The organism is Thioalkalivibrio sp. ALMg3, assembly GCF_000381225.1.
Classification (GTDB): Bacteria; Pseudomonadota; Gammaproteobacteria; order Ectothiorhodospirales; family Ectothiorhodospiraceae; genus Thioalkalivibrio; species Thioalkalivibrio versutus.
In genome coordinates, this window is sequence record NZ_KB906219.1 from 75,798 (window position 1) to 93,860 (window position 18,063).

Below are 18,063 nucleotides of genomic sequence, written 5' to 3' on the forward strand. Positions count from 1 at the left end.
CACGAAAAAGGCCCCGGGTTCAACCGGGGCCTTTTCCGTGGCGTCGATGTCGTCGCGGTTCAGGCGTCGCTCTGGGCGATCGCCTCTCCGTCGGCGCTGGCCAGGTACAGGGTCAGGGTCTCTCCGGCTCGGATGCCGTCGCCGTTCAGCCCGTTCCAGCGCCGCAGGTCGCCGATGCTGACCTGGTGGCGGCGAGCGATGGTCGACAGCGAGTCGCCGGGGCGGACCTCGTACTCGACGCGCTGGCCGTCGGGCCCACGGTCGAGATCGGCGCGCACCACCTTCAGGGTGTCGCCCGGGCGGAGGATCGCGTCCGGGTCCAGGTCGTTGGCGGCGCGCAGGGCGCCGATGGACATGCCGGTGCGCTGGCTGATGTGCCACAGGCTGTCGCCAGCCTGCACCTGATAGTCCTCCGCTAACTGGCTGTTGTCGTCGGCCACCTGCAGCGGAGCCTCTTCGCTCGGGGCGGAGGCCGGCAGGCGCAGGGTCTGACCGGCGCGGATCATGTCGTCGTCGAGGTTGTTCATGTCGCGCAGCACGGCGACGCGGGTGCCGGCGCGCTGGGCAATCTGGCCGAGGTTGTCGCCCGAGCGCACGGTGTATTCGCGGAACCGGAGCAGCGGTTCATCGTTGCGGGTCTCCAGTGCCGCCTCGAGGGTGGGCAGCGCCTCGCGCGGGACGAACAGGTGCTGGGCGCCGCCGGGGTGAGTGGCATGGCGGTGGTAGCCGGGGTTGAGCTGTTTGAGGGTCTCGGTATCCAGGTCGGCGAGCTCCGCGATTAGCGAGAAGTCCGCCTGCTGGCCGGGTTCGATCATCTCCAGCGCCGGTTCGTTGGCGATGGGCGCGATGGCGATGTTGTGGGCATCGGGGTCCAGGAACAGGTGGCGCAGGGCCAGCAGTCGCGGGATGTACGCGGTCGGCTCGGACGGCAGGTCCAGGCTCCAGTAGTCAGTGGGCTCGCCGCGGGCGGCATTGCGGTCGATCGCGCGCTGGATGTTGCCCTGGCCGTAGTTATAAGCGGCCAGGGCCAGGTACCAGTCGTCGAAGCGTCGATGCAGCGCCTGGAGGTAGTCCAGCGCGGCGAGGGTGGATTTGTAGACGTCGCGGCGGCCGTCGTACCAGTGATCGCGCGACAGATCGAAATAGTCGCCGGTGGCGGGCATGAACTGCCAGATACCCGCGGCGCGGCTGCGCGAGGTCGCCTGGGCGACGAAGCCGCTCTCCACGATCGGCAGCAGCAGGAGCTCGGCGGGCATGTCGCGCGCCTCGATCTCGGACAGGATGAAGTAGGCGAACGGCTCCGCGCGCCGGGTGCTGTACTCGATGATCCGTGGATGGTCACGGTAGTGCCTGATATAGCGATCCACGCGCTCGTGGTCCAGCGCGTCGTTGAAGCCGAAGCCCAGGCGCGCGCGCTCCCACAGGTCGTCGGTCTCGGCGGCACGTTGCGCGGCGTCGCGCTGCTGGCGTTCCATCGCGGCCTGCACGTCCTCGGTCGTGCGCGGTTCCACGATCGGCCGATCCGCCGCCGAGGTGTCCAGCGTGCGCTCGGAGTCGTGTAGGCTACAGGCAGAGGCGAAGATCGCCGTCAGGCCGAGAATCAGGGCGGTGGTCAGTCGTGTGCGGAGGCGTGGTGTCATGGCGCTGGAGGATAAACCAGAGATGGGGGATCACCAAGACCCATTCCTGACTTGGTTGGCGCACTGGTATGCCCAGCCGCAGGGGCGGAGGGTCCGCGAGCGCTTTCTGGAACGCATTCGGCGCTATGGCGATCCGGGCCCCGGGGGGCTGGCGGTGGAGCTGGCGCCGGTGCCGATCCTGGAGGACAGCGATGCCCTGCAGGCCCCGCTGATCCGGATCGCCTCGGCGCGCCCGGCGCTGCGCATGGACCCCGAGGCCTGGCCGCTGGAGTCCGGCTGTGCCGGGCGCATCGTGCTCGCCCATCCCTGCGCCCAGAGCGAGCAACCGGCGGCGGTGGTGGCCGAGGCGGCCCGGGTGCTGGAGCCCGAGGGACGGGTGTTTCTGCTGGAAGGCAACCGCCTGCAACGCGGTGGGCGCAACGGGGTGCGCGCCTCGCCTCTGCCCGAAGGCCTGCGGCGGCGCCAATATCGCGAGTTGCTGGAGGCGGCGGATCTCGAGGTGCTGGATCAGTGGAGCCTGAGCCTGCTCCCACCGGGGCTGCCCGCCGCCTGGCAGAAACGCCTGGCCACCATGGATGCCTGGACCCTGCGCGGTCTGCCGCCGCTGGCCAGCATGATCCTGACCGTGGCCCACAAGCGGGTGAACATGCCCCTGCGTCCGGAGCCGCGTTTCCGCTTCGCCATGCCCAACCCCGCGATGCGTCCGGGGCTGGTATCCTCGCGCTCCTCTCATTCTGGAGCCCGCCGAACGCATGGCTGACGAACGCGTGTACATCTATACCGACGGGGCCTGCCGCGGGAACCCCGGGCCCGGCGGTTGGGGCGCGATCCTGCGCTTCGACGGGCGCGAGCGCGAGCTCTACGGGGCCGAGGCCGAGACGACCAATAACCGCATGGAGATGACCGCGGCCATCCGCGCGCTGGAGACCCTGAAGCGCCCCTGCAAGGTGGAGCTGGTCACGGATTCCAAGTACGTGAAGCAGGGCGTGACCGAGTGGATGCCGGGCTGGAAGCGGCGCAACTGGAAGTCCGCCAGCGGCTCGCCGGTGAAGAACCGTGATCTCTGGGAGGAGCTGGATGCACAGGCCCAGCGCCACGACATCGAGTGGTACTGGGTACGGGGCCACAGCGGTCACCCGGAGAACGAGCGCGCCGACGAACTGGCCAATGCAGGCATTGATGCCCTGCTGGCCGGCGAACCGATCGAGAACTGAAGGAAGCCACGATGCGTCAGATCGTGCTGGATACCGAGACCACGGGCCTGGACCCCTCCGACGGCCACCGCATTATCGAGATCGGCTGCCTGGAGCTGGACAACCGCCGCCCCACCGGGCGCAAGCTGCACGAGTTTCTGCAACCGGATCGCGAGATCGACGCCGGCGCGATCGCGGTGCACGGGATCACCAACGAGTTTCTGGCCGACAAGCCTCGATTTGCCGATGTCGTCGATGACTTTGTCGACTTCATTCGTGGGGCCGAACTGATCATTCACAACGCGCCCTTCGATGTCGGCTTCATCAACAACGAGCTGCGCCTGTTGGGCGATGTGGCGCCGGCGTCCGAGGTGGCAGAGGTCAGCACCGTGCTGGATTCGCTGGTGATGGCGCGGCGCATGCACCCGGGGGCGCGCAATTCCCTGGATGCCCTGTGCAAGCGCTACGAGGTGGACGGCTCCGGCCGCACCCTGCACGGGGCGCTGCTCGATGCCGAGCTGCTCGCGGATGTCTATCTGGCGATGACCGGCGGGCAGGTGGCGCTCACCCTGGATTCCGGAGGCGACGGCGATGCCGCAGCCGGCCCGGTCAAGGCGCGTCGCTCGGGCAAGCCGCTGCCGGTGATCGAGCCGACGCCCGAGGAGCAGGCGGCGCACGAGGCGCTGCTGCAGACCCTCGACGAGGCGGCCGGCGGCACCTGCCGCTGGCGCGCCAACGCCTGATCCTGGCGCCCGACGCGGGCTCCACTCCTGCGTTTCGGTGCCTTCGGCCCGTCACCCTGCCTTGTTGTGGCTGGCCATAGTTCTTCCTTCGGTGTTTACGGTGGCTTTGCTCCGCTTACTGCCATGCGCTGTCTCGCCAGCGCGCCGCGAGGTACTTTCTTGCTTGCCCAAGAAAGTACCCAAAGAAGGGCACCCGGATTCCGCCCGGGAACCTTGCTCCAGGGCCCTCGGGCCGGCGGCGCTGAACTCGCTGCGCCTTCGGCTCCGCTCAGACATCCAGCGCCTTCTCCCGGCCCATCACGCCCTCCGCGAGGGGCTTCATACGGGAGGCGAAGGTCAAAACAAACGGTACCCCGTAGGGTGCCGTTGAACGCAGCGAAACGCACCATCTCCCACGCCGTGCGAAACCCCGATGCGATTCGCTACGCTCATCGGCATCCTACGCCCCCCGGCGCCCGCTCCGCGGGCGCGGCACGCAACGGCCACAGGCCGAGCGTGCCGAAGATGCCGGAACAGCCTGCCTCCAACCAATGGCGCAGGCCTTCGGATCGCAATTGTCTTGACCTACCTCCCCGGGGTCGCGGCAGTCGGGCGTGTTTCTTGGGTACTTCTTTGCACGAGCAAAGAAGTACCTCGCGGTGCGCTCGCGAGAGAGCGCGTGGCAGGCGGCCAGACGAAGCCACCGTAAACACCGGCGGAGGGCGAACCAAGGCCAGCCACAGCCTGGCAGGCGACGGACCGAAGGCACCGTAAACGGCGAGTGACGGGGCAGGGACATCCGGCGCGAGCCGGAATAGGGATGATGGGCGGGGTGCTGTGGCGTTAGCCGTGCTTCAGGATCCGCGCCCGCTCGCGTTCCCAGTCCTTGTCCTTCTTGTCAGCGCGCTTGTCGTATTCCTTCTTGCCCTTGGCGAGGCCGATCTCGAGCTTGGCTCGCCCGCGCTTCCAGTACAGAGCCATGGGCACCAGGGTGTAGCCCTTGCGCTCCACTGCGCCGACCAGGCGGTTGATCTCCGCGCGATGCAGCAGCAGCTTGCGCGTGCGGCTGGGATCCGGATTGATATGGGTGGAGGCGGTCGGCAACGGGGTGATGTGGGCCCCGAACAGGAAGGCCTCGCCGTTGCGCAGCAGCACGTAGGCCTCGCTCAGCTGCGCGCGGCCCGCGCGCATCGACTTGACCTCCCAGCCCTCGAGCTCCATCCCCGCCTCCAGGCGGTCCTCGATGAAGAATTCGTGGCGCGCCTTGCGGTTGAGGGCGATGGTGCTGGACGGTTCCTTGGCTTGTTTCTTGTTCTTTCCCATAACCCGGGCAGTGTACTGCAGGCGGGCGGCCGAAGCAGTCCGAATGTCCGGGCGCGCGGGGTGAAAGTTGAGCCGGGCGACCCGCTGCCCCACAATTCCGGCGGACCCGGCGATGCGCTTGAGCGACCGGCCCCGGCCGATCCCGGGGGCGGCGGCCCACGGGAGCGCCTCCGTCTCCGTTCAACAAGGAGCCACTGATGCCAGCCACGACCTCGATCCACGGGCAATGGACGACCCGCCTGGCCTTCATTCTCGCGGCCACGGGTTCGGCTGTTGGCCTGGGCAACATCTGGCGTTTCCCCTATATCGCCGGTGAGAACGGGGGTGGCGCCTTTGTGCTGGTTTATCTCGGCTGCATCCTTTTGATCGGCCTGCCGGTGATGATGGCGGAGATCCTGCTGGGCCGGCGCGGGCGTCAGAGCCCGATCAACACCATGTCGGCGCTGGCGCGCGAGGAGGGCCTGACGCGCGCGTGGGGCATGATCGGCTGGATCGGGGTGCTGGCCGGATTTCTGATCCTGTCGTTCTACAGCGTGGTCGCGGGCTGGTCGCTGTCGTATGTCTTCAAGTCGGGGACCGGCGGCTTTCTCGAGCTGGATGCGGATGGCTCGGAGTCGATGTTCGGCAACATGCTGGCGGACCCGGAGGCCCTGCTGGCCTGGCACACGATCTTCATGGTGATGACGGCGATGGTGGTCGCGCGTGGGGTGCAGTCCGGCCTGGAGAAGGCGGTGACCATTCTGATGCCGCTGCTGTTCGTGATGCTGGTGGTGATGGTCGGCTATGCGATGGTCGAGGGGCAGTTCCTCGCCGGACTGGAGTTCCTGCTGTATCCGGACTTCTCCGCGCTGTCCGCCAACGCGGTTCTGCTGGCGATGGGCCAGGCCTTCTTTACGCTCAGCCTGGGCATGGGCGCGATCATGATCTACGGCAGCTATCTGCAGAGCGATGCGTCCATCGCGCGCACCTCCGCGGCGGTGGTCGGGGCGGACACCCTGGTCGCGATCATGGCCGGGCTGGCGATCTTCCCCATCGTGCTCGGGGCCGGGCTGTCGGCGGAGCAGGGGCCGGGGCTGATCTTTGTGACCCTGCCGCTGGCCTTTGCCGACATGCCGGGCGGGCTGTATTTCGGCACCATGTTCTTCGTGTTGCTGGTGTTTGCGGCCTGGACCTCGGCGATCTCCATCATCGAGCCGGCGGTCGCCTTCCTGGTCGAGAACATGGGGCTGACCCGGGTGATGGCGACCGCGATGATCGCCATCGGGGCCTGGTTCCTCGGCATCGGCGCATTGCTGTCGCTGAACGTCTGGTCCGACTACACCCTGTTCGACATGGGCATCCTGGACCTGCTGGATTACGTGACGGCCAACATCCTGCTGCCGCTGGGTGGGTTCCTGATCGCGATCTTCGTGGGCTGGCGCATGACCGAGCGCTCGGTGCAGTCCGAGCTGCGCCTCAAGCACCCGGTCCTGTACCAGGTCTGGTACTTTCTGGTGCGTTTCGTCGCGCCGGTCGCGATCCTGTTTGTGTTCCTGCGCGCCGTGGAGTTGATCTGATGGCCTCGAAGATTCGCCGCTACGCGGACGTGCCCTACAGCCGTGAACAGATGTTCAATCTGGTGAATGACGTAGACGCCTATCCGCAGTTCCTGCCCGGCTGCCGCAGTGCCTCCGCGCGCCCGCGTGGCGAGCACGAGGTGGAGGGCACGATCGAGCTGGCCAAGGGGGCGCTGCACAAGTCGTTCACCACCCGGAACACGCTCAAGCGCCCGGAAAGCATCGACATGCGCCTGGTCTCCGGGCCGTTCCGACGCCTGCACGGGACCTGGAGCTTTACCGAGGTCGAGGGCGGCAAGACCCGCATCGCCCTGGAGCTGGAGTTCGAGTTTGCCAACCGGCTCATGGCCTTTGCGATTGGCCCGGTGTTCACTCAGATTGCCAATTCGCTGGTGGATGCCTTTGTCCAGCGCGCGCGCGAGGTCCACGGTGACGGATAGCCACGTGGCACCGGCCGCAGAGGGCGGCATGATCCGGGTGGAGATTGCCTACGCGCGGCCCGACCGGCAGGTGATCCTGCCGCTGGTGGTGCCCGAGGGCACGACGGTCGATACCGCGCTGCGCCAGTCGGAGATTGAACTGCAGTTTCCCGAGATCGATCTGGACAACGCCAAGGTCGGGATCTTCGGCAAGATCACCCGTAGGGACACCGTGCTGCGCCCACGCGACCGCATCGAGGTTTATCGCCCGCTGATCGCGGATCCGAAGGAGGTGCGGCGCCAGCGTGCCGACAAGGGGCGCAAGAAGAAGCCGGGCAAGGGTGACGCCGGCGCCGCCGACGACAAGCCGAAGGAGGCGCCGGCCGACAACGCGAAGGAGTAGCAGGGGCGTGCGGCGGAGGAATATGCCGCCGCACGCGGGTGTCAGTCGTTGTCTCTGTCTACCGGATGCTCGTCCAGCGCCACCGGCTGCGGGATGTCGGCATCCACATGGCTGACTACGCCGTTGTCGAAATGCACGGTCACTCGCTGGCGTTCGGTGGAGCCGAAGCCTGGACGGCGATAGTAGACGTAGTCCCAGCGGTCATCGGCCCGGAAGGCGGGCTCCAGCTGGGGCGACCCCATCAGGAAGCGGACCTGCTGCGGGGTCATGCCGGGCTGGATCTGGGCCACCTGTACGGGGTCGATCACATTGCCCTGCTGGACATCCAGACGGAACTGGTTGAGGCCGCCGCAGGCGCTCAGCAGGCTTGCGGCCACGGCGATAGAAATGAGAATCTTGATCATCTGAGCGGGCGGTCCTCGGCGTCTGGTGGGCCGTGAACGCGCATGGTACACCAAAGCGTCCCGCCTCTCTCAAGCGGACGGGACCGGGAAAACGGGCAATGGAAACGAGTAATCTCAAGAAGGCCGGGCTCAAGGTCACGCTGCCGCGGATGAAGATCCTCGAGATCCTCGAGAACTCGGAGACCCGTCACCTGACGGCCGAGGCGATCTATCGCGAGCTGCTCGATTCCGGCGAGGAAATCGGTCTGGCCACGGTGTATCGCGTGCTGACGCAGTTCGAGGCGGCCGGGCTGGTTTGCCGCCTGCACCTGGAGGGCAACCAGGCGGTGTTCGAGCTGGAGCGGGGCGGGCACCATGACCATATCGTCTGCAACCAGTGCGGGCGGGTGGAGGAGTTCTTCGACGAGACCATCGAGCGGCGTCAGCGCGAGGTGGCGCAGCACCACGGCTTTGCCATCAAGGACCACGCGCTGGTCCTGTACGGCGACTGCACCGACAGCGCTTGCCCCCACCGCCCCGCCTGACCACGCGCTTCCCGTAGCCGCTGTCCCAGTCGCGCCCATGCGTCACACACGGCGTGTGATGCCTGCCCGCTTGCGGGCTATTGTTCGCCCAGGAGTGGCTGGTCCCGGTTCGGCGATCGGTGTTTACGGGGGCTTCGTCCGGCCGCCTGCCATGCGCTGACTCGCCAGCGCGCCGCGAGGTACTTTCTTGCTTGCCCAAGAAAGTACCCAAAGAAGGGCACCCGGATTTCGCCCGGGAACCTCGCTCCGGACGCGCTGGGCCGGCGGCGCTGAACTCGCTGCGCCTGCGGCTTCGCTCAGACATCCAGCGCCTTCTTCCGGCCCATCACGCCCTCCGCGAGGGGCTCCATACGGGAGGTGAAAGTCAAAACCGACCGTATCCCCACGCTTCCGCCTAACCATAGGCATCGCCACCCGAAAGCCCCCGGCACCCGCTCCGCGGGTGCGGCACGCAACGGCCAAAGGCCGAGCGTGCCGAAGATGTCCGAAAGCCTAGCCATCATCCACTGGCAGTAACGTTGGGATAGCCGTTGTTTGGACCTGCCTCCCCGTTGTCGTCGCGCCGAGTGGAGAGGCTTTTCGCGGGATTCAAGGCGCTGGATGTCTGAGCGGAGCGCAGCGTAGCGAGTTCAGCGCCGCCCGCGAAAAGCCTCGGAGCGAGGGAAACCCCGGCCCGCCCAGCGGGCCGGGGTCGCGGCAGTCGGGCGTGTTTCTTGGGTACTTCTTTGCACGAGCAAAGAAGTACCTCGCGGTGCGCTGGCGAGTCAGCGCCTGGCAGGCGGCCGGACGAAGGCACGTAAACACCAGAGGACAAACCATGGCCAGCCACAACCAGGCAGGCGGCGGACCGAAGCCAGCGAAAACACCAGATGTCGAACCATGACCAGACTCAACCCGGCGGTTGATGGGCCGAGTCCGACCACTGGGGTAGGCGGTCGGGTGAAGCCTTGGTCAGGCGGGCGCGTCGAGCTGCGCCGCGAAATGCGCCGGCGCAAAGCCGTCCTGCTGGCGCAGGTAGTCGGCCAGTTGTGCCGCAAAGTCGGTCGGGACCGAGTCCCGCACGGCCGGTATCTCGCGCAGCTGGTCCCAGCGGGCCGCAAGGCGCGGAAAGGCCTCGGTCTCCCAGGGGCTGTCCGGATCCTCCAGCAGCGCATAGCGCATCAGGATCGGGGCCAGGGTGGCATCAATCAGCGAGAAGCCGGGCGCGGCCAGGCGGTCGTCTTGCGTCATCTGCTGTTCCAGGCGCTCCAGCCCGCGTGCGGCAGTGTGGCGCGCCAGCTCGAAGGCATCCTCGGTGGTCGCGGTCATCCAGTGGTACTGGGCAAAGGTCTGTTCCGAGAGGTACTCGATCCAGGCCCGAGTGCGTGCCTGTTCCAGTGGGTCGGTCGGCATCAACGCGGGCGGGGTAATGGCATCGATATATTCGTTGATCACGGCCGACTCGAACAGCACCGTATCGTGGTCGACGATCAACAGCGGAACCTTGCCCAGGGGCGAGCGTTCGCGGAACCAGTCCGGCGGGTTGGCCAGATCGATCAGGCTCAGCTCGAACGGCGCCTCCTTGTATTTCAGTGTGATCACGCTACGCTGAACGAACGGACAGATGGCGAAACTGATCAGGTGCAGATGCGGCAGATTCATGGTGGTCTTCGGCGTCCGCAGGTGGGGCGGGGCCCCGATCCGGCTCGCCGGTTCCTCGCTATTAAAGGGGGCGCATTGTCTCCCCTCGTGATGTCGCGGGAAAGCCTTGGGCAAGGGTAGCGGCCACAACGGGGCGCCCGGCGCCGGGCTGCGGATCGACAAATGGCTTTGGGCCGCCCGTTTCTACAAGACGCGCGCCCTCGCCAGCGAGGCGGTTGGCGGTGGCAAGGTCCACGTGAACGGCGAGCGCTGCAAGCCGGCGCGCCGGGTGCACACCGGTGATCGCCTGACCATCCACCGCGGCCCGCAGGTCTGGGAGCTGGATGTTGTCGATTTGAGCGATCAACGCCGGCCGGCACGCGAGGCCCAGGCGCTGTACACCGAGACCGAAGAAAGCCAGGCCCGGCGCGCGGCCGAAAGCGAACGCCGGCGCGCCGAGCGCGCGGTCGCGGACAGCGCCCCCAGCCGGCGCCCGGACAAGCGCGAGCGGCGCAAGATCCGCCGCTTTATTCGCCAGGACGGCAGCGACAGGAGTGAATCCGAGTGAACAACCCCGAAGGCTCGAGTGGCCCGCCCGTCACCCCCCGGCTGGCGGTGGATATGGTCATCCGCCACTCGGCGCAGCCCGGTCGTGTGCTGGTGATCGAGCGCCACAACCCCCCGCACGGCTGGGCCCTGCCGGGCGGCTTCGTCGACGTCGGTGAGTCGACCGAGCATGCCGCGGTGCGCGAGGCGCGCGAAGAGACCGGGCTGGAGGTCGAGCTGGAGGCGTTGCTGGGGGTGTATTCCGACCCGGAGCGCGACCCGCGCGGGCACACCGTCAGCGCGGTCTACATCGCGCGGGGCCGGGGCGAGGCCAGGGCCGGGGATGACGCTGCCGACTGCGCCTGGCTGGACCCGGAAGACCCGGGCCAGGTGCTGGTCTTCGACCACCGACGTATCCTTGACGACTATCGGCGCTGGCGCCTGACCGGCGAAACCGCCGCCCCGCGTCCGGTACAAAAAACGGGATGAATCCGGCCAAGCTGTTACCATACGGCGCTTTCGACCACCGATACGGTATCGCGTGACAAAGGCTGACCCCGCAACCCCGTCCCGGCCCGACAGCGAGCTGCCGGAACCGCGCGTCTACGAGCGTGCGGAGCACGGCATCTCGCGCGCGGCGATCGACGACAACGCCCTGAAGGTGCTCTATCGGCTGCGCGAAGCCGGTTATCGTGCCTGCCTGGTGGGCGGCGGCGTGCGCGACCTGCTGCTGGGCCGCGAGCCGAAGGACTTCGATGTCGCCACCGATGCCACCCCCGAGCAGGTGCGTGGCCTGTTCCGCAACTGCCGTCTGATCGGGCGTCGCTTTCGCCTGGCGCATGTGCTGTTCGGACGCGAGATGATCGAGGTGGCGACCTTCCGCGCGCCGCATGACGACGAGTCCGAGGACGAAGGCCAGGTCGCGCTGAGCGAGGAAGGTCGTATCCTGCGCGACAATCGCTACGGGACCATCGAGCAGGATGCGGTGCGCCGCGACTTCACCATCAACGCCCTGTATTACGACATCGAGGATTTCTCGGTGCTGGATTACACCGGTGGGTTCGAGGACCTGCGCGCGGGCGAGCTGCGCCTGATCGGCGACGACGTCGAGACGCGCCTGCGCGAAGACCCCGTGCGCATGCTGCGTGCGGTTCGCTTCGCCGCCAAGCTGGGTCTGACCATCGCGCCGGAGGTCGAGGCCGGCATCCTTGATCTCGCCTCGCTGATGCAGACGGTAGCCCCGGCGCGGCTGTTCGACGAGGTGATCAAGCTGTTCCACAGCGGTGCGGCGGTCACCTGTCTGGACGAGCTGGAACGCCTCGGCCTGTTCGAGCCGATGTTCCCCGAGGCTGCGGCCTGCTTTGCCGATCCGGACGTTGGCCCCGAGCGCCGCCAGTTCCTGGTCGAGTCGCTGCTGAATACCGACAAGCGCATCAATGAGGGCCTGGGTGTGAACCCGGCGTTCCTCTACGCGGCCATCCTCTGGGCCCCGGTGCAGGTGGCCGCGGCCAAACGGATCGCGGCCGACGAACAGGAGATTCCGGCCTGGCAGCAGGCGATGGCCGAGGTGCTGGATCGTCAGGTAAAGACGGTGTCCATTCCCAAACGCTTCAGCCTGATCGTGCGCGAGATCTGGGAACTCCAGGCGCGGCTGGAGCGCCATCGTGGTGGCCGTGCGCTGCGCCTGCTGACGCATCCGCGCTTTCGCGCCGGTTATGACTTTCTCTGCCTGCGCGCCCGCGCCGGCGATGCCGACCCCGAGCTGTGTCGCTGGTGGACCGAGATCCAGGAGCTGGACGAGGACGCACAGAAGGCCATGGCGGGTGCCCAGGGCAAGGGTGTTCCCAAAGGGGATGGCAAGGCTGGAGCCAAGAGCAAGTCACGCCGTGGCGGCCGGCGCCGGCGTCGGGGACGCAAGGGCGGCGCCGGCGCGAGCGCCGATGCGGGCGCAAACCCGGAATCGGGGGGTGGCGGCGAATGAGCAGCGTGCCTGCCCGCGGCGTGCACGCGTTCATCGGGATCGGCGCCAACCTGGGTGACCCCGAGACGCAGGTGCGGGACTCCTTTGCCCGGCTGGCGCATGAGTTGCCGCAAACGCGTCTGATCGGGCGCTCGCGGCTGTTCCGTAACCCGCCGATGGGCCCGCAGGACCAGCCCGACTACGTGAACGCCGTGGCCCGTCTGCACACCCGGCTGGAGCCGCTGGACCTGCTGGCGGAGCTGCAGGCCATCGAGTGCGCCTGCGGGCGCGAGCGGGACGGTACCCGCTGGGGGCCGCGCCTGCTGGATCTGGACCTGCTGCTGTTCGGCGAGCAGTCGCTGGATCTGCCGGGGCTGAAGGTGCCGCACGCCGGGATTGCCGAGCGCGACTTTGTGATCCTGCCGCTGCTGGAACTGGCGCCGTCGTTGCAGATCCCGGGAGTCGGTCCGCTGGAGCGGCTGGCGCAGCGCTTCGACGGTGCGAGCCTGATCCCGATCGCGGAACCGCAGGAGGCCGTGGCGACTGCGGAGGGACGCGGATGAGCCTTGCCGATTTCGATTTCATCGCGGTAGAGGGACCGATTGGGGTCGGCAAGTCCAGCCTGGCCAAGCGCCTGGCCGAGCACCTGCAGGCGGAGGGCATCTTCGAGGCCCCGGACGAGAACCCTTTCCTGGATCGCTTCTATCAGGAACCGGACAAGCACGCCCTGGCGACCCAGTTGCACTTTCTGGTGCAGCGCGTGCGCCAGCTGACGCCGCTGGCGCAGAAGGGCCTGTTCGAGCAGCGCCATGTGTCCGACTACCTGATGGACAAGGACCCGCTGTTCGCCGAGTTGAACCTGCATCCGGACGAGCTGGAGATCTACCGCGAGATGTTCCGCCATCTGCGCGGGGGGCTGCCGCGCCCGGACCTGGTGGTCTACCTGCAGGCGCCGGTGGAGGTGCTGCAGGAGCGCATCCGCCGCCGGGCACGACCGTACGAACGTCACATCGAGGCCGGTTATCTGGAGCGCTTGAACGCGGCCTATGCGGAATTCTTCTATCATTTCGAAGGACCGGCGCTCGTGATTGTGAACGCCACCGAGATCGACTGGGTGAACAACCCGGCCGACTTTGACCAGCTGGTGCAGTTCCTGGAGCCGATCCAGGGCGGGCGGCACTACTTCAACCCGTTGCCGATCTCGCTTTGAGGCTGGCAAGCCGGACTGCCCGGGAGGCATGAGCATGCGTCCGATTACCGTGAATACCCTGGCCCAGCGCAAGCAGGCGGGCGAACCCATCGCTTGCCTCACGGCCTATGATGCAGCCTTCGCCGGGTTGCTGGATCGCTGTGGGGTCGACGTGATCCTGGTCGGCGATTCCCTGGGCATGGTGGTCCAGGGGCATGCGACCACCCTGCCAGTGACGCTGGAGGACATGGTCTACCATGTAGCCAACGTGGCCCGCAGCAGTGAGAACCCGCTGATCATGGCCGACATCCCGTTCCTTGGCGATGTCGATCCCGCTACCGCGCTGGTCCAGTCCGGGGCGCTCCTGCGCGCCGGGGCTCACATGGTCAAGGTGGAATGCGGCGCGATGGAGGTCCCCGTGGTCGAGCGCCTGGTCGCCGCCGGGATTCCCGTCTGTGCCCATCTGGGCCTGACCCCGCAGGCGGTGCACCGTCTCGGCGGGCACCGCGTGCAGGGGCGCGACCCGAAGGCTGCGGCGGAGCTGGAATCCCTGGCCGCCCAGCTGGAGAACGCCGGGGCCCAGGCCCTGCTGCTGGAGGGTATCCCCGAGAGCCTGGCCGATGTCATCGTGCGCAGTGCAGGGGTCCCGGTGATCGGGATTGGCGCCAGCCCGCGTTGCGATGGTCAAGTGCTTGTCTTGACCGACGTGATCGGCCTGACCCCCGAGCCGCCGCGCTTCGCGCGCGATTTCCTTGCCGAGGGCGGTTCCCTGGAGGGCGCCGTCCGCGGATACTGTGACGCGGTGCGGGCGCGAGCCTTCCCCGAATCCGGCGTGCATACCTTCAGTTAACTGCGTTTCCCAAAGGATGGATCCTGGCCCATGAGAATCCTGCGTGATCGGCCGCAACTGGTGGCCATGCATCGAGAGTGGTCCCGCAAGGGGCGCGGTACCGTGGCGCTGGTGCCCACGATGGGCAACCTCCACGAGGGCCATATGACCGTGATCCGGCATGCCCGGGCGCGGGCCCAGCGGGTGGTGGTGTCGATCTTCGTCAATCCACTGCAATTCGACCGCGCCGAGGATCTGGAGCGCTATCCGCGCACCCTCGACGAGGACGCCCGGCTGGCGACGAATGCCGGTGTGGACGCCTTGTTCTGTCCCAGTGAAGAGGACATGTACCCTGCCGACGGCATGCCCCCGGTGCAGGTGGTGGTGCCGGTGCTCTCGGAGATCCTGGAGGGCAACTACCGCCAGGGGCACTTTGAGGGCGTGGCCACCGTGGTGACCAAGCTGTTCAACCTGGTGCGCCCGGATCTGGCCCTGTTCGGCGAGAAGGATTACCAGCAGTTCAAGCTGATCGAGCGCATGGTGCAGGGGCTCGACATCCCCACCCGGGTGGAGGCAGTCCCGACCGTGCGCGAGCCGGACGGCCTGGCCTTCAGTTCACGCAACAGCCAGCTGTCGGAAGAGGCGCGGGCCGTGGCACCCGAGCTCAAGCGGGTGCTGGACGAGGTGGCGACCGTCTGCCGCACGGCCACCAAAGTGGACGCCGACCGCATCGTCGAGGTGGAGGCCCGCGCCAGCGATCGTCTGCGCGAGGCCGGCTTCGAGCCCGAATACCTCTCCATCCGCCGTGCGGAAGACCTGATGGAGCCGGCAATCGATGTCCCCCTGGCCGAGCAGGACCTGGTGGTCCTGGCCGCCGTCTGGCTGGAAGGCGTCCGCCTGATCGACAACGTCCGCACCCGTACCGACTGACGCTGCTTGTTTCGGCTACCCCGAAGCACACGAAGAAATTCAAGAGTCATCCACAGAAGACGGGCAGGTTAAAGGGTGAGGGTGGTGCTGCAGGGCGCTGACAATCGGTAACGTTCTTGCGAGCCCCCGAACGCCGGGTCCATTCCTTTTTTGCCACTCGTTCTGTCTTCCAGCCTGCCTGTAAATCGCCCTTGAATTTCTCCGTGTCTTCGCGCGCTTCACGGTGAAAAACCATCGACTCGAGAAGGCGCGTTTGCCGTATCCGCCGGGATCGCGGATAATTTTCCGCCCTTCCGAGGTTCAAGCCGGGAATTCGCCGTATGTTTGTCACCATGCTGAAAGGCAAGCTGCATCAGGGCCGGGTCACGCATTGCGAGCTGGAATACGAGGGCTCCTGTGCCATCGACACGCGCCTGCTGGACGCCGCCGGCATCCTGCCGTTCGAGCAGATCCAGATCTACAACGTCGACAATGGCGAGCGCTTTACCACCTACGCGATCGAGGGCGAGGCCGGCTCCGGGATCATTTCGGTCAACGGCGCGGCCGCACACAAGGCCGCGGTGGGCCATCGCGTGATCATCTGTGCCTATGGCCAGATGGAGGCCGCCGAGGCCCGCGAATTCACGCCCGACCTGGTCTATCTCGACGCCGGCAACCGCATCGTGCGCACCGGTAACGGCATCCCGGTCCAGGCCGCTTAAGAACACTCTCCTTCGCGCGCGCCTCCCGCAGTTGTCGGGCCGGGGCTGCGCCGCTATCCTCGACGCCCATGAATCTCCACGAATTCCAGGCCAAGGCGCGCTTTCGCGACGCCGGCATCCCCGTCCCCGAAGGTCAGGTGATCGACGCCGCCGAGCAGGTCTCCGGGGCCTGGCAGGCGCTGGGTGCCGAGCGCGCGCTGGTCAAGGCCCAGGTGCACTCCGGCGGTCGCGGCAAGGCCGGTGGCGTGGTGATGGCGGATTCCGCCGATGCTGCGCACGAGGCGGCGGAAAAGCTGCTGGGTTCGCGCCTGGTGACCGGCCAGAGCGGCCCCGAAGGACTGCCAGTGGACCAGCTTCTGCTGGAGCCGGCGGCGGACATCGCCCGCGAGTTCTATTTCGCGATGCTGGTGGATCGTTCGCGCGAGCGCCTGGCGCTGGTGGTCTCCGCCGAGGGCGGCATGGACATCGAGACCCTGGCGGCGGAGCGCCCCGAGGCCGTGGTGACCCTGCCGATCCATCCGGCCACCGGCGTGATGCCCTTCCACGGCCGCCGGGTCGCCGCCACCCTGGGCCTGTCCGGCGACGCGGCGAAGGCGATGGCGCAGCTGGTGACCAATGCCCATGCCCTGTTCCAGCAGCTCGACGCGCAGCTCCTCGAGATCAACCCGCTGGTGCTGACCCATGAGGATCAGCTGCTGGCGATCGACGCCAAACTGACCATCGACGACTCCGCGGCCTACCGCCAGAAGGCGCTGTTCGCGGAGCGTGACGTGCGCCAGCGCGACCCTGCTGAGGAGCAGGCACACGAGCACGACCTCAACTACATCCGCCTGGACGGCTCGATCGGCTGCATGGTCAACGGCGCCGGGCTGGCAATGGCGACCATGGATCTGATCCAGCACCACGGCGGCTCGCCGGCCAACTTCCTCGATGTCGGCGGCGGTACGACGGTGGAGCGGGTCACCGCAGCGTTCAAGCTGATCCTGTCGGACCCATCGGTGAAGGCGGTGCTGGTGAATATCTTTGGCGGCATCGTGCGCTGCGACCTGATCGCCGAGGGCATTATCGCCGCGATCCGCGAGATCCAGGTGCAGGTGCCGGTGGTGGTGCGCCTGGAGGGCACCAACGCCGAGCAGGGCCGCGTCGCGCTGGCCAACTCCGGCCTGGACGTGATCCCGGCCGCCGATCTGGACGCGGCGGCGCGCGCCGTGGTGGAGGCTGTGGCATGAGCATCCTCGTCGACCGCGACACCAAGGTGATCTGCCAGGGCTTCACCGGCAAGCAGGGCAGTTTTCACTCGGAGCAGGCCATCGCCTACGGCACGCGCCTGGTCGGGGGCGTGACCCCGGGCAAGGGCGGCCAGACCCACCTGGATCGGCCGGTGTTCGATACCGTCGCCGATGCGGTGGCGCAGACCGGCGCCACGGTCAGCATGATCTACGTCCCGGCGCCGTTTGCGGCCGACGCGATCTGCGAGGCGGCGGATGCCGGGATCGAACTGGCCGTTTGCATCACCGAGGGCATCCCGGTCCAGGACATGGTGCGGGTCAAACAGGTACTGGCCGGCAGCCCCACGCGCCTGATCGGCCCGAATTGCCCGGGCATCATTACCCCGGAGGCCTGCAAGGTCGGGATCATGCCCGGCTATATCCACAGCCGCGGGCGCATCGGCATCATCTCGCGCTCGGGCACCCTGACCTACGAGGCGGTCAAGCAGACCTCGGACCTCGGGCTTGGTCAGAGCACCTGCGTGGGCATCGGCGGTGACCCGATCCAGGGCCTCGACTTTGTCGACTGCCTGCGCCTGTTCCGCGATGACCCGGAGACCGACGGCGTGCTGATGGTGGGCGAGATCGGCGGTGATGCCGAGGAACGCGCCGCACGTTACATCGCGGACGAATTCGACAAGCCGGTAGCCGCCTATATTGCCGGCGCCACGGCGCCCCCGGGGCGGCGCATGGGTCATGCCGGCGCGATCATCGCCGGTGGCCAGGGTACCGCGGAGCAGAAGATGACGGCCCTGCGCGAGGCCGGCGCGACCGTGGCGGAGAGCCCGGCCGAGCTGGGCGCCGCGATGCAGTCCGCGCTCGCCCGCGCCTGAGTC

Annotated in this window: 22 protein-coding genes and 1 pseudogene; 17 read left to right on the forward strand and 6 right to left on the reverse strand. The window is 67.5% G+C overall.

Features of this window, described 5'->3' with window-relative positions; all coding sequences use genetic code 11:
- Positions 1–59: 59 nt before the first annotated feature.
- Complete coding sequence (locus tag F622_RS0100370; RefSeq protein WP_019571128.1) at positions 60–1,640, reverse strand: LysM peptidoglycan-binding domain-containing protein; 1,581 nt, start codon at positions 1,638–1,640, stop codon at positions 60–62.
- On the opposite strand from F622_RS0100370, the gene F622_RS0100375 reads away from it, so the two are divergent.
- From F622_RS0100375 to dnaQ, 3 genes are read left to right on the forward strand one after another with little or no spacing between them, the layout of a single operon-like run.
- Complete coding sequence (locus F622_RS0100375) at positions 1,639–2,400, forward strand: hypothetical protein (protein WP_018168067.1); 762 nt, start codon at positions 1,639–1,641, stop codon at positions 2,398–2,400. The genes F622_RS0100370 and F622_RS0100375 overlap by 2 nt on opposite strands.
- A complete protein-coding gene (gene rnhA / locus F622_RS0100380) occupies positions 2,393–2,854 on the forward strand; it encodes a ribonuclease HI (RefSeq protein ID WP_018145389.1) in 462 nt (153 codons plus the stop codon). The genes F622_RS0100375 and rnhA overlap by 8 nt, the downstream gene beginning before the upstream one ends.
- A gap of 11 nt (positions 2,855–2,865) precedes the next feature.
- Entirely contained in the window at positions 2,866–3,576 is a 711-nt protein-coding gene (gene dnaQ / locus F622_RS0100385) for a DNA polymerase III subunit epsilon (RefSeq protein ID WP_018168068.1), read from the forward strand.
- Positions 3,577–3,844: 268 nt separating this feature from the next.
- Here the strand turns inward: dnaQ and F622_RS14155 are convergent.
- Together F622_RS14155 and smpB are read right to left on the reverse strand one after the other, a co-directional pair.
- A pseudogene (locus tag F622_RS14155) lies at positions 3,845–4,103 on the reverse strand (hypothetical protein).
- A 295-nt stretch (positions 4,104–4,398) separates the two neighbouring features.
- Positions 4,399–4,878, reverse strand: a complete 480-nt coding sequence (gene smpB / locus F622_RS0100390; RefSeq protein ID WP_018168069.1) for an SsrA-binding protein SmpB — start codon at positions 4,876–4,878, stop codon at positions 4,399–4,401.
- A gap of 197 nt (positions 4,879–5,075) precedes the next feature.
- On the opposite strand from smpB, the gene F622_RS0100395 reads away from it, so the two are divergent.
- Genes F622_RS0100395 through F622_RS0100405 form a run of 3 tightly spaced genes read left to right on the forward strand, consistent with a single transcriptional unit; the run spans position 5,076 to position 7,256 of the window.
- On the forward strand, positions 5,076–6,434 hold the full coding sequence (locus F622_RS0100395) for a sodium-dependent transporter (protein ID WP_019571130.1): 1,359 nt from the start codon (positions 5,076–5,078) through the stop codon (positions 6,432–6,434).
- A complete protein-coding gene (locus F622_RS0100400; protein WP_018145393.1) occupies positions 6,434–6,874 on the forward strand; it encodes a type II toxin-antitoxin system RatA family toxin in 441 nt (146 codons plus the stop codon). The genes F622_RS0100395 and F622_RS0100400 overlap by 1 nt, the downstream gene beginning before the upstream one ends.
- 28 nt (positions 6,875–6,902) lie before the next feature.
- Entirely contained in the window at positions 6,903–7,256 is a 354-nt protein-coding gene (locus tag F622_RS0100405; RefSeq protein WP_018145394.1) for an RnfH family protein, read from the forward strand.
- Positions 7,257–7,297: 41 nt separating this feature from the next.
- Here F622_RS0100405 and F622_RS0100410 read toward each other — a convergent pair whose 3' ends face one another.
- On the reverse strand, positions 7,298–7,660 hold the full coding sequence (locus tag F622_RS0100410) for an outer membrane protein assembly factor BamE (protein ID WP_018145395.1): 363 nt from the start codon (positions 7,658–7,660) through the stop codon (positions 7,298–7,300).
- A gap of 98 nt (positions 7,661–7,758) precedes the next feature.
- Between F622_RS0100410 and fur the strand changes: the two genes are divergently transcribed.
- The gene (fur, locus tag F622_RS0100415; RefSeq protein WP_018145396.1) at positions 7,759–8,184 is read left to right on the forward strand and encodes a ferric iron uptake transcriptional regulator; all 426 of its coding nucleotides are present in this window, start codon (positions 7,759–7,761) and stop codon (positions 8,182–8,184) included.
- A 296-nt stretch (positions 8,185–8,480) separates the two neighbouring features.
- Here the strand turns inward: fur and F622_RS14160 are convergent, their stop codons facing one another.
- Positions 8,481–8,687: a hypothetical protein gene (locus tag F622_RS14160; protein ID WP_018175820.1), complete on the reverse strand. Its 207-nt coding sequence runs from the start codon at positions 8,685–8,687 to the stop codon at positions 8,481–8,483.
- Between the two features lie 448 nt (positions 8,688–9,135).
- Positions 9,136–9,825, reverse strand: a complete 690-nt coding sequence (locus tag F622_RS0100425) for a glutathione S-transferase family protein (protein WP_018168072.1) — start codon at positions 9,823–9,825, stop codon at positions 9,136–9,138.
- A gap of 106 nt (positions 9,826–9,931) precedes the next feature.
- On the opposite strand from F622_RS0100425, the gene F622_RS0100430 reads away from it, so the two are divergent.
- From F622_RS0100430 to sucD, 10 genes are all read left to right on the forward strand, one after another.
- The gene (locus F622_RS0100430) at positions 9,932–10,372 is read left to right on the forward strand and encodes an RNA-binding S4 domain-containing protein (RefSeq protein ID WP_019571131.1); all 441 of its coding nucleotides are present in this window, start codon (positions 9,932–9,934) and stop codon (positions 10,370–10,372) included.
- Positions 10,369–10,839 (forward strand): NUDIX hydrolase, encoded by a 471-nt coding sequence (locus tag F622_RS0100435; RefSeq protein ID WP_019571132.1) that lies wholly within the window; start codon positions 10,369–10,371, stop codon positions 10,837–10,839. Before F622_RS0100430 ends, F622_RS0100435 begins: the two co-directional genes overlap by 4 nt.
- A gap of 52 nt (positions 10,840–10,891) precedes the next feature.
- Positions 10,892–12,331 (forward strand): polynucleotide adenylyltransferase PcnB, encoded by a 1,440-nt coding sequence (gene pcnB / locus F622_RS0100440; RefSeq protein ID WP_018168075.1) that lies wholly within the window; start codon positions 10,892–10,894, stop codon positions 12,329–12,331.
- Positions 12,328–12,873, forward strand: a complete 546-nt coding sequence (folK, locus tag F622_RS0100445; protein ID WP_019571133.1) for a 2-amino-4-hydroxy-6-hydroxymethyldihydropteridine diphosphokinase — start codon at positions 12,328–12,330, stop codon at positions 12,871–12,873. Before pcnB ends, folK begins: the two co-directional genes overlap by 4 nt.
- Entirely contained in the window at positions 12,870–13,520 is a 651-nt protein-coding gene (locus tag F622_RS0100450) for a deoxynucleoside kinase (RefSeq protein ID WP_018144144.1), read from the forward strand. The genes folK and F622_RS0100450 overlap by 4 nt, the downstream gene beginning before the upstream one ends.
- Positions 13,521–13,554: 34 nt before the next feature.
- Positions 13,555–14,349: a 3-methyl-2-oxobutanoate hydroxymethyltransferase gene (gene panB / locus F622_RS0100455; RefSeq protein ID WP_019571134.1), complete on the forward strand. Its 795-nt coding sequence runs from the start codon at positions 13,555–13,557 to the stop codon at positions 14,347–14,349.
- A gap of 30 nt (positions 14,350–14,379) precedes the next feature.
- The gene (gene panC, locus F622_RS0100460) at positions 14,380–15,258 is read left to right on the forward strand and encodes a pantoate--beta-alanine ligase (RefSeq protein WP_019571135.1); all 879 of its coding nucleotides are present in this window, start codon (positions 14,380–14,382) and stop codon (positions 15,256–15,258) included.
- A gap of 320 nt (positions 15,259–15,578) precedes the next feature.
- Positions 15,579–15,959, forward strand: a complete 381-nt coding sequence (panD, locus tag F622_RS0100465; RefSeq protein WP_018144141.1) for an aspartate 1-decarboxylase — start codon at positions 15,579–15,581, stop codon at positions 15,957–15,959.
- 68 nt (positions 15,960–16,027) lie between these two features.
- Entirely contained in the window at positions 16,028–17,188 is a 1,161-nt protein-coding gene (gene sucC, locus F622_RS0100470) for an ADP-forming succinate--CoA ligase subunit beta (RefSeq protein WP_019562816.1), read from the forward strand.
- The gene (gene sucD, locus F622_RS0100475; protein WP_019571136.1) at positions 17,185–18,060 is read left to right on the forward strand and encodes a succinate--CoA ligase subunit alpha; all 876 of its coding nucleotides are present in this window, start codon (positions 17,185–17,187) and stop codon (positions 18,058–18,060) included. Before sucC ends, sucD begins: the two co-directional genes overlap by 4 nt.
- The last annotated feature ends 3 nt before the right edge of the window (positions 18,061–18,063 follow it).

What these genes read in the sequence shown, in the direction of transcription:
- F622_RS0100375 (WP_018168067.1), top strand. Translation starts at nt 1,639, where the DNA reads ATGGCGCTGGAGGATAAACCAGAGATGGGGGATCACCAAGACCCATTC.
- F622_RS0100370 (WP_019571128.1), bottom strand. Translation starts at nt 1,640, where the DNA reads ATGACACCACGCCTCCGCACACGACTGACCACCGCCCTGATTCTCGGC.
- rnhA (WP_018145389.1), top strand. Translation starts at nt 2,393, where the DNA reads ATGGCTGACGAACGCGTGTACATCTATACCGACGGGGCCTGCCGCGGG.
- dnaQ (WP_018168068.1), top strand. Translation starts at nt 2,866, where the DNA reads ATGCGTCAGATCGTGCTGGATACCGAGACCACGGGCCTGGACCCCTCC.
- smpB (WP_018168069.1), bottom strand. Translation starts at nt 4,878, where the DNA reads ATGGGAAAGAACAAGAAACAAGCCAAGGAACCGTCCAGCACCATCGCC.
- F622_RS0100395 (WP_019571130.1), top strand. Translation starts at nt 5,076, where the DNA reads ATGCCAGCCACGACCTCGATCCACGGGCAATGGACGACCCGCCTGGCC.
- F622_RS0100400 (WP_018145393.1), top strand. Translation starts at nt 6,434, where the DNA reads ATGGCCTCGAAGATTCGCCGCTACGCGGACGTGCCCTACAGCCGTGAA.
- F622_RS0100405 (WP_018145394.1), top strand. Translation starts at nt 6,903, where the DNA reads ATGATCCGGGTGGAGATTGCCTACGCGCGGCCCGACCGGCAGGTGATC.
- F622_RS0100410 (WP_018145395.1), bottom strand. Translation starts at nt 7,660, where the DNA reads ATGATCAAGATTCTCATTTCTATCGCCGTGGCCGCAAGCCTGCTGAGC.
- fur (WP_018145396.1), top strand. Translation starts at nt 7,759, where the DNA reads ATGGAAACGAGTAATCTCAAGAAGGCCGGGCTCAAGGTCACGCTGCCG.
- F622_RS14160 (WP_018175820.1), bottom strand. Translation starts at nt 8,687, where the DNA reads ATGATGGCTAGGCTTTCGGACATCTTCGGCACGCTCGGCCTTTGGCCG.
- F622_RS0100425 (WP_018168072.1), bottom strand. Translation starts at nt 9,825, where the DNA reads ATGAATCTGCCGCATCTGCACCTGATCAGTTTCGCCATCTGTCCGTTC.
- folK (WP_019571133.1), top strand. Translation starts at nt 12,328, where the DNA reads ATGAGCAGCGTGCCTGCCCGCGGCGTGCACGCGTTCATCGGGATCGGC.
- F622_RS0100450 (WP_018144144.1), top strand. Translation starts at nt 12,870, where the DNA reads ATGAGCCTTGCCGATTTCGATTTCATCGCGGTAGAGGGACCGATTGGG.
- panB (WP_019571134.1), top strand. Translation starts at nt 13,555, where the DNA reads ATGCGTCCGATTACCGTGAATACCCTGGCCCAGCGCAAGCAGGCGGGC.
- panC (WP_019571135.1), top strand. Translation starts at nt 14,380, where the DNA reads ATGAGAATCCTGCGTGATCGGCCGCAACTGGTGGCCATGCATCGAGAG.
- panD (WP_018144141.1), top strand. Translation starts at nt 15,579, where the DNA reads ATGTTTGTCACCATGCTGAAAGGCAAGCTGCATCAGGGCCGGGTCACG.
- sucC (WP_019562816.1), top strand. Translation starts at nt 16,028, where the DNA reads ATGAATCTCCACGAATTCCAGGCCAAGGCGCGCTTTCGCGACGCCGGC.
- sucD (WP_019571136.1), top strand. Translation starts at nt 17,185, where the DNA reads ATGAGCATCCTCGTCGACCGCGACACCAAGGTGATCTGCCAGGGCTTC.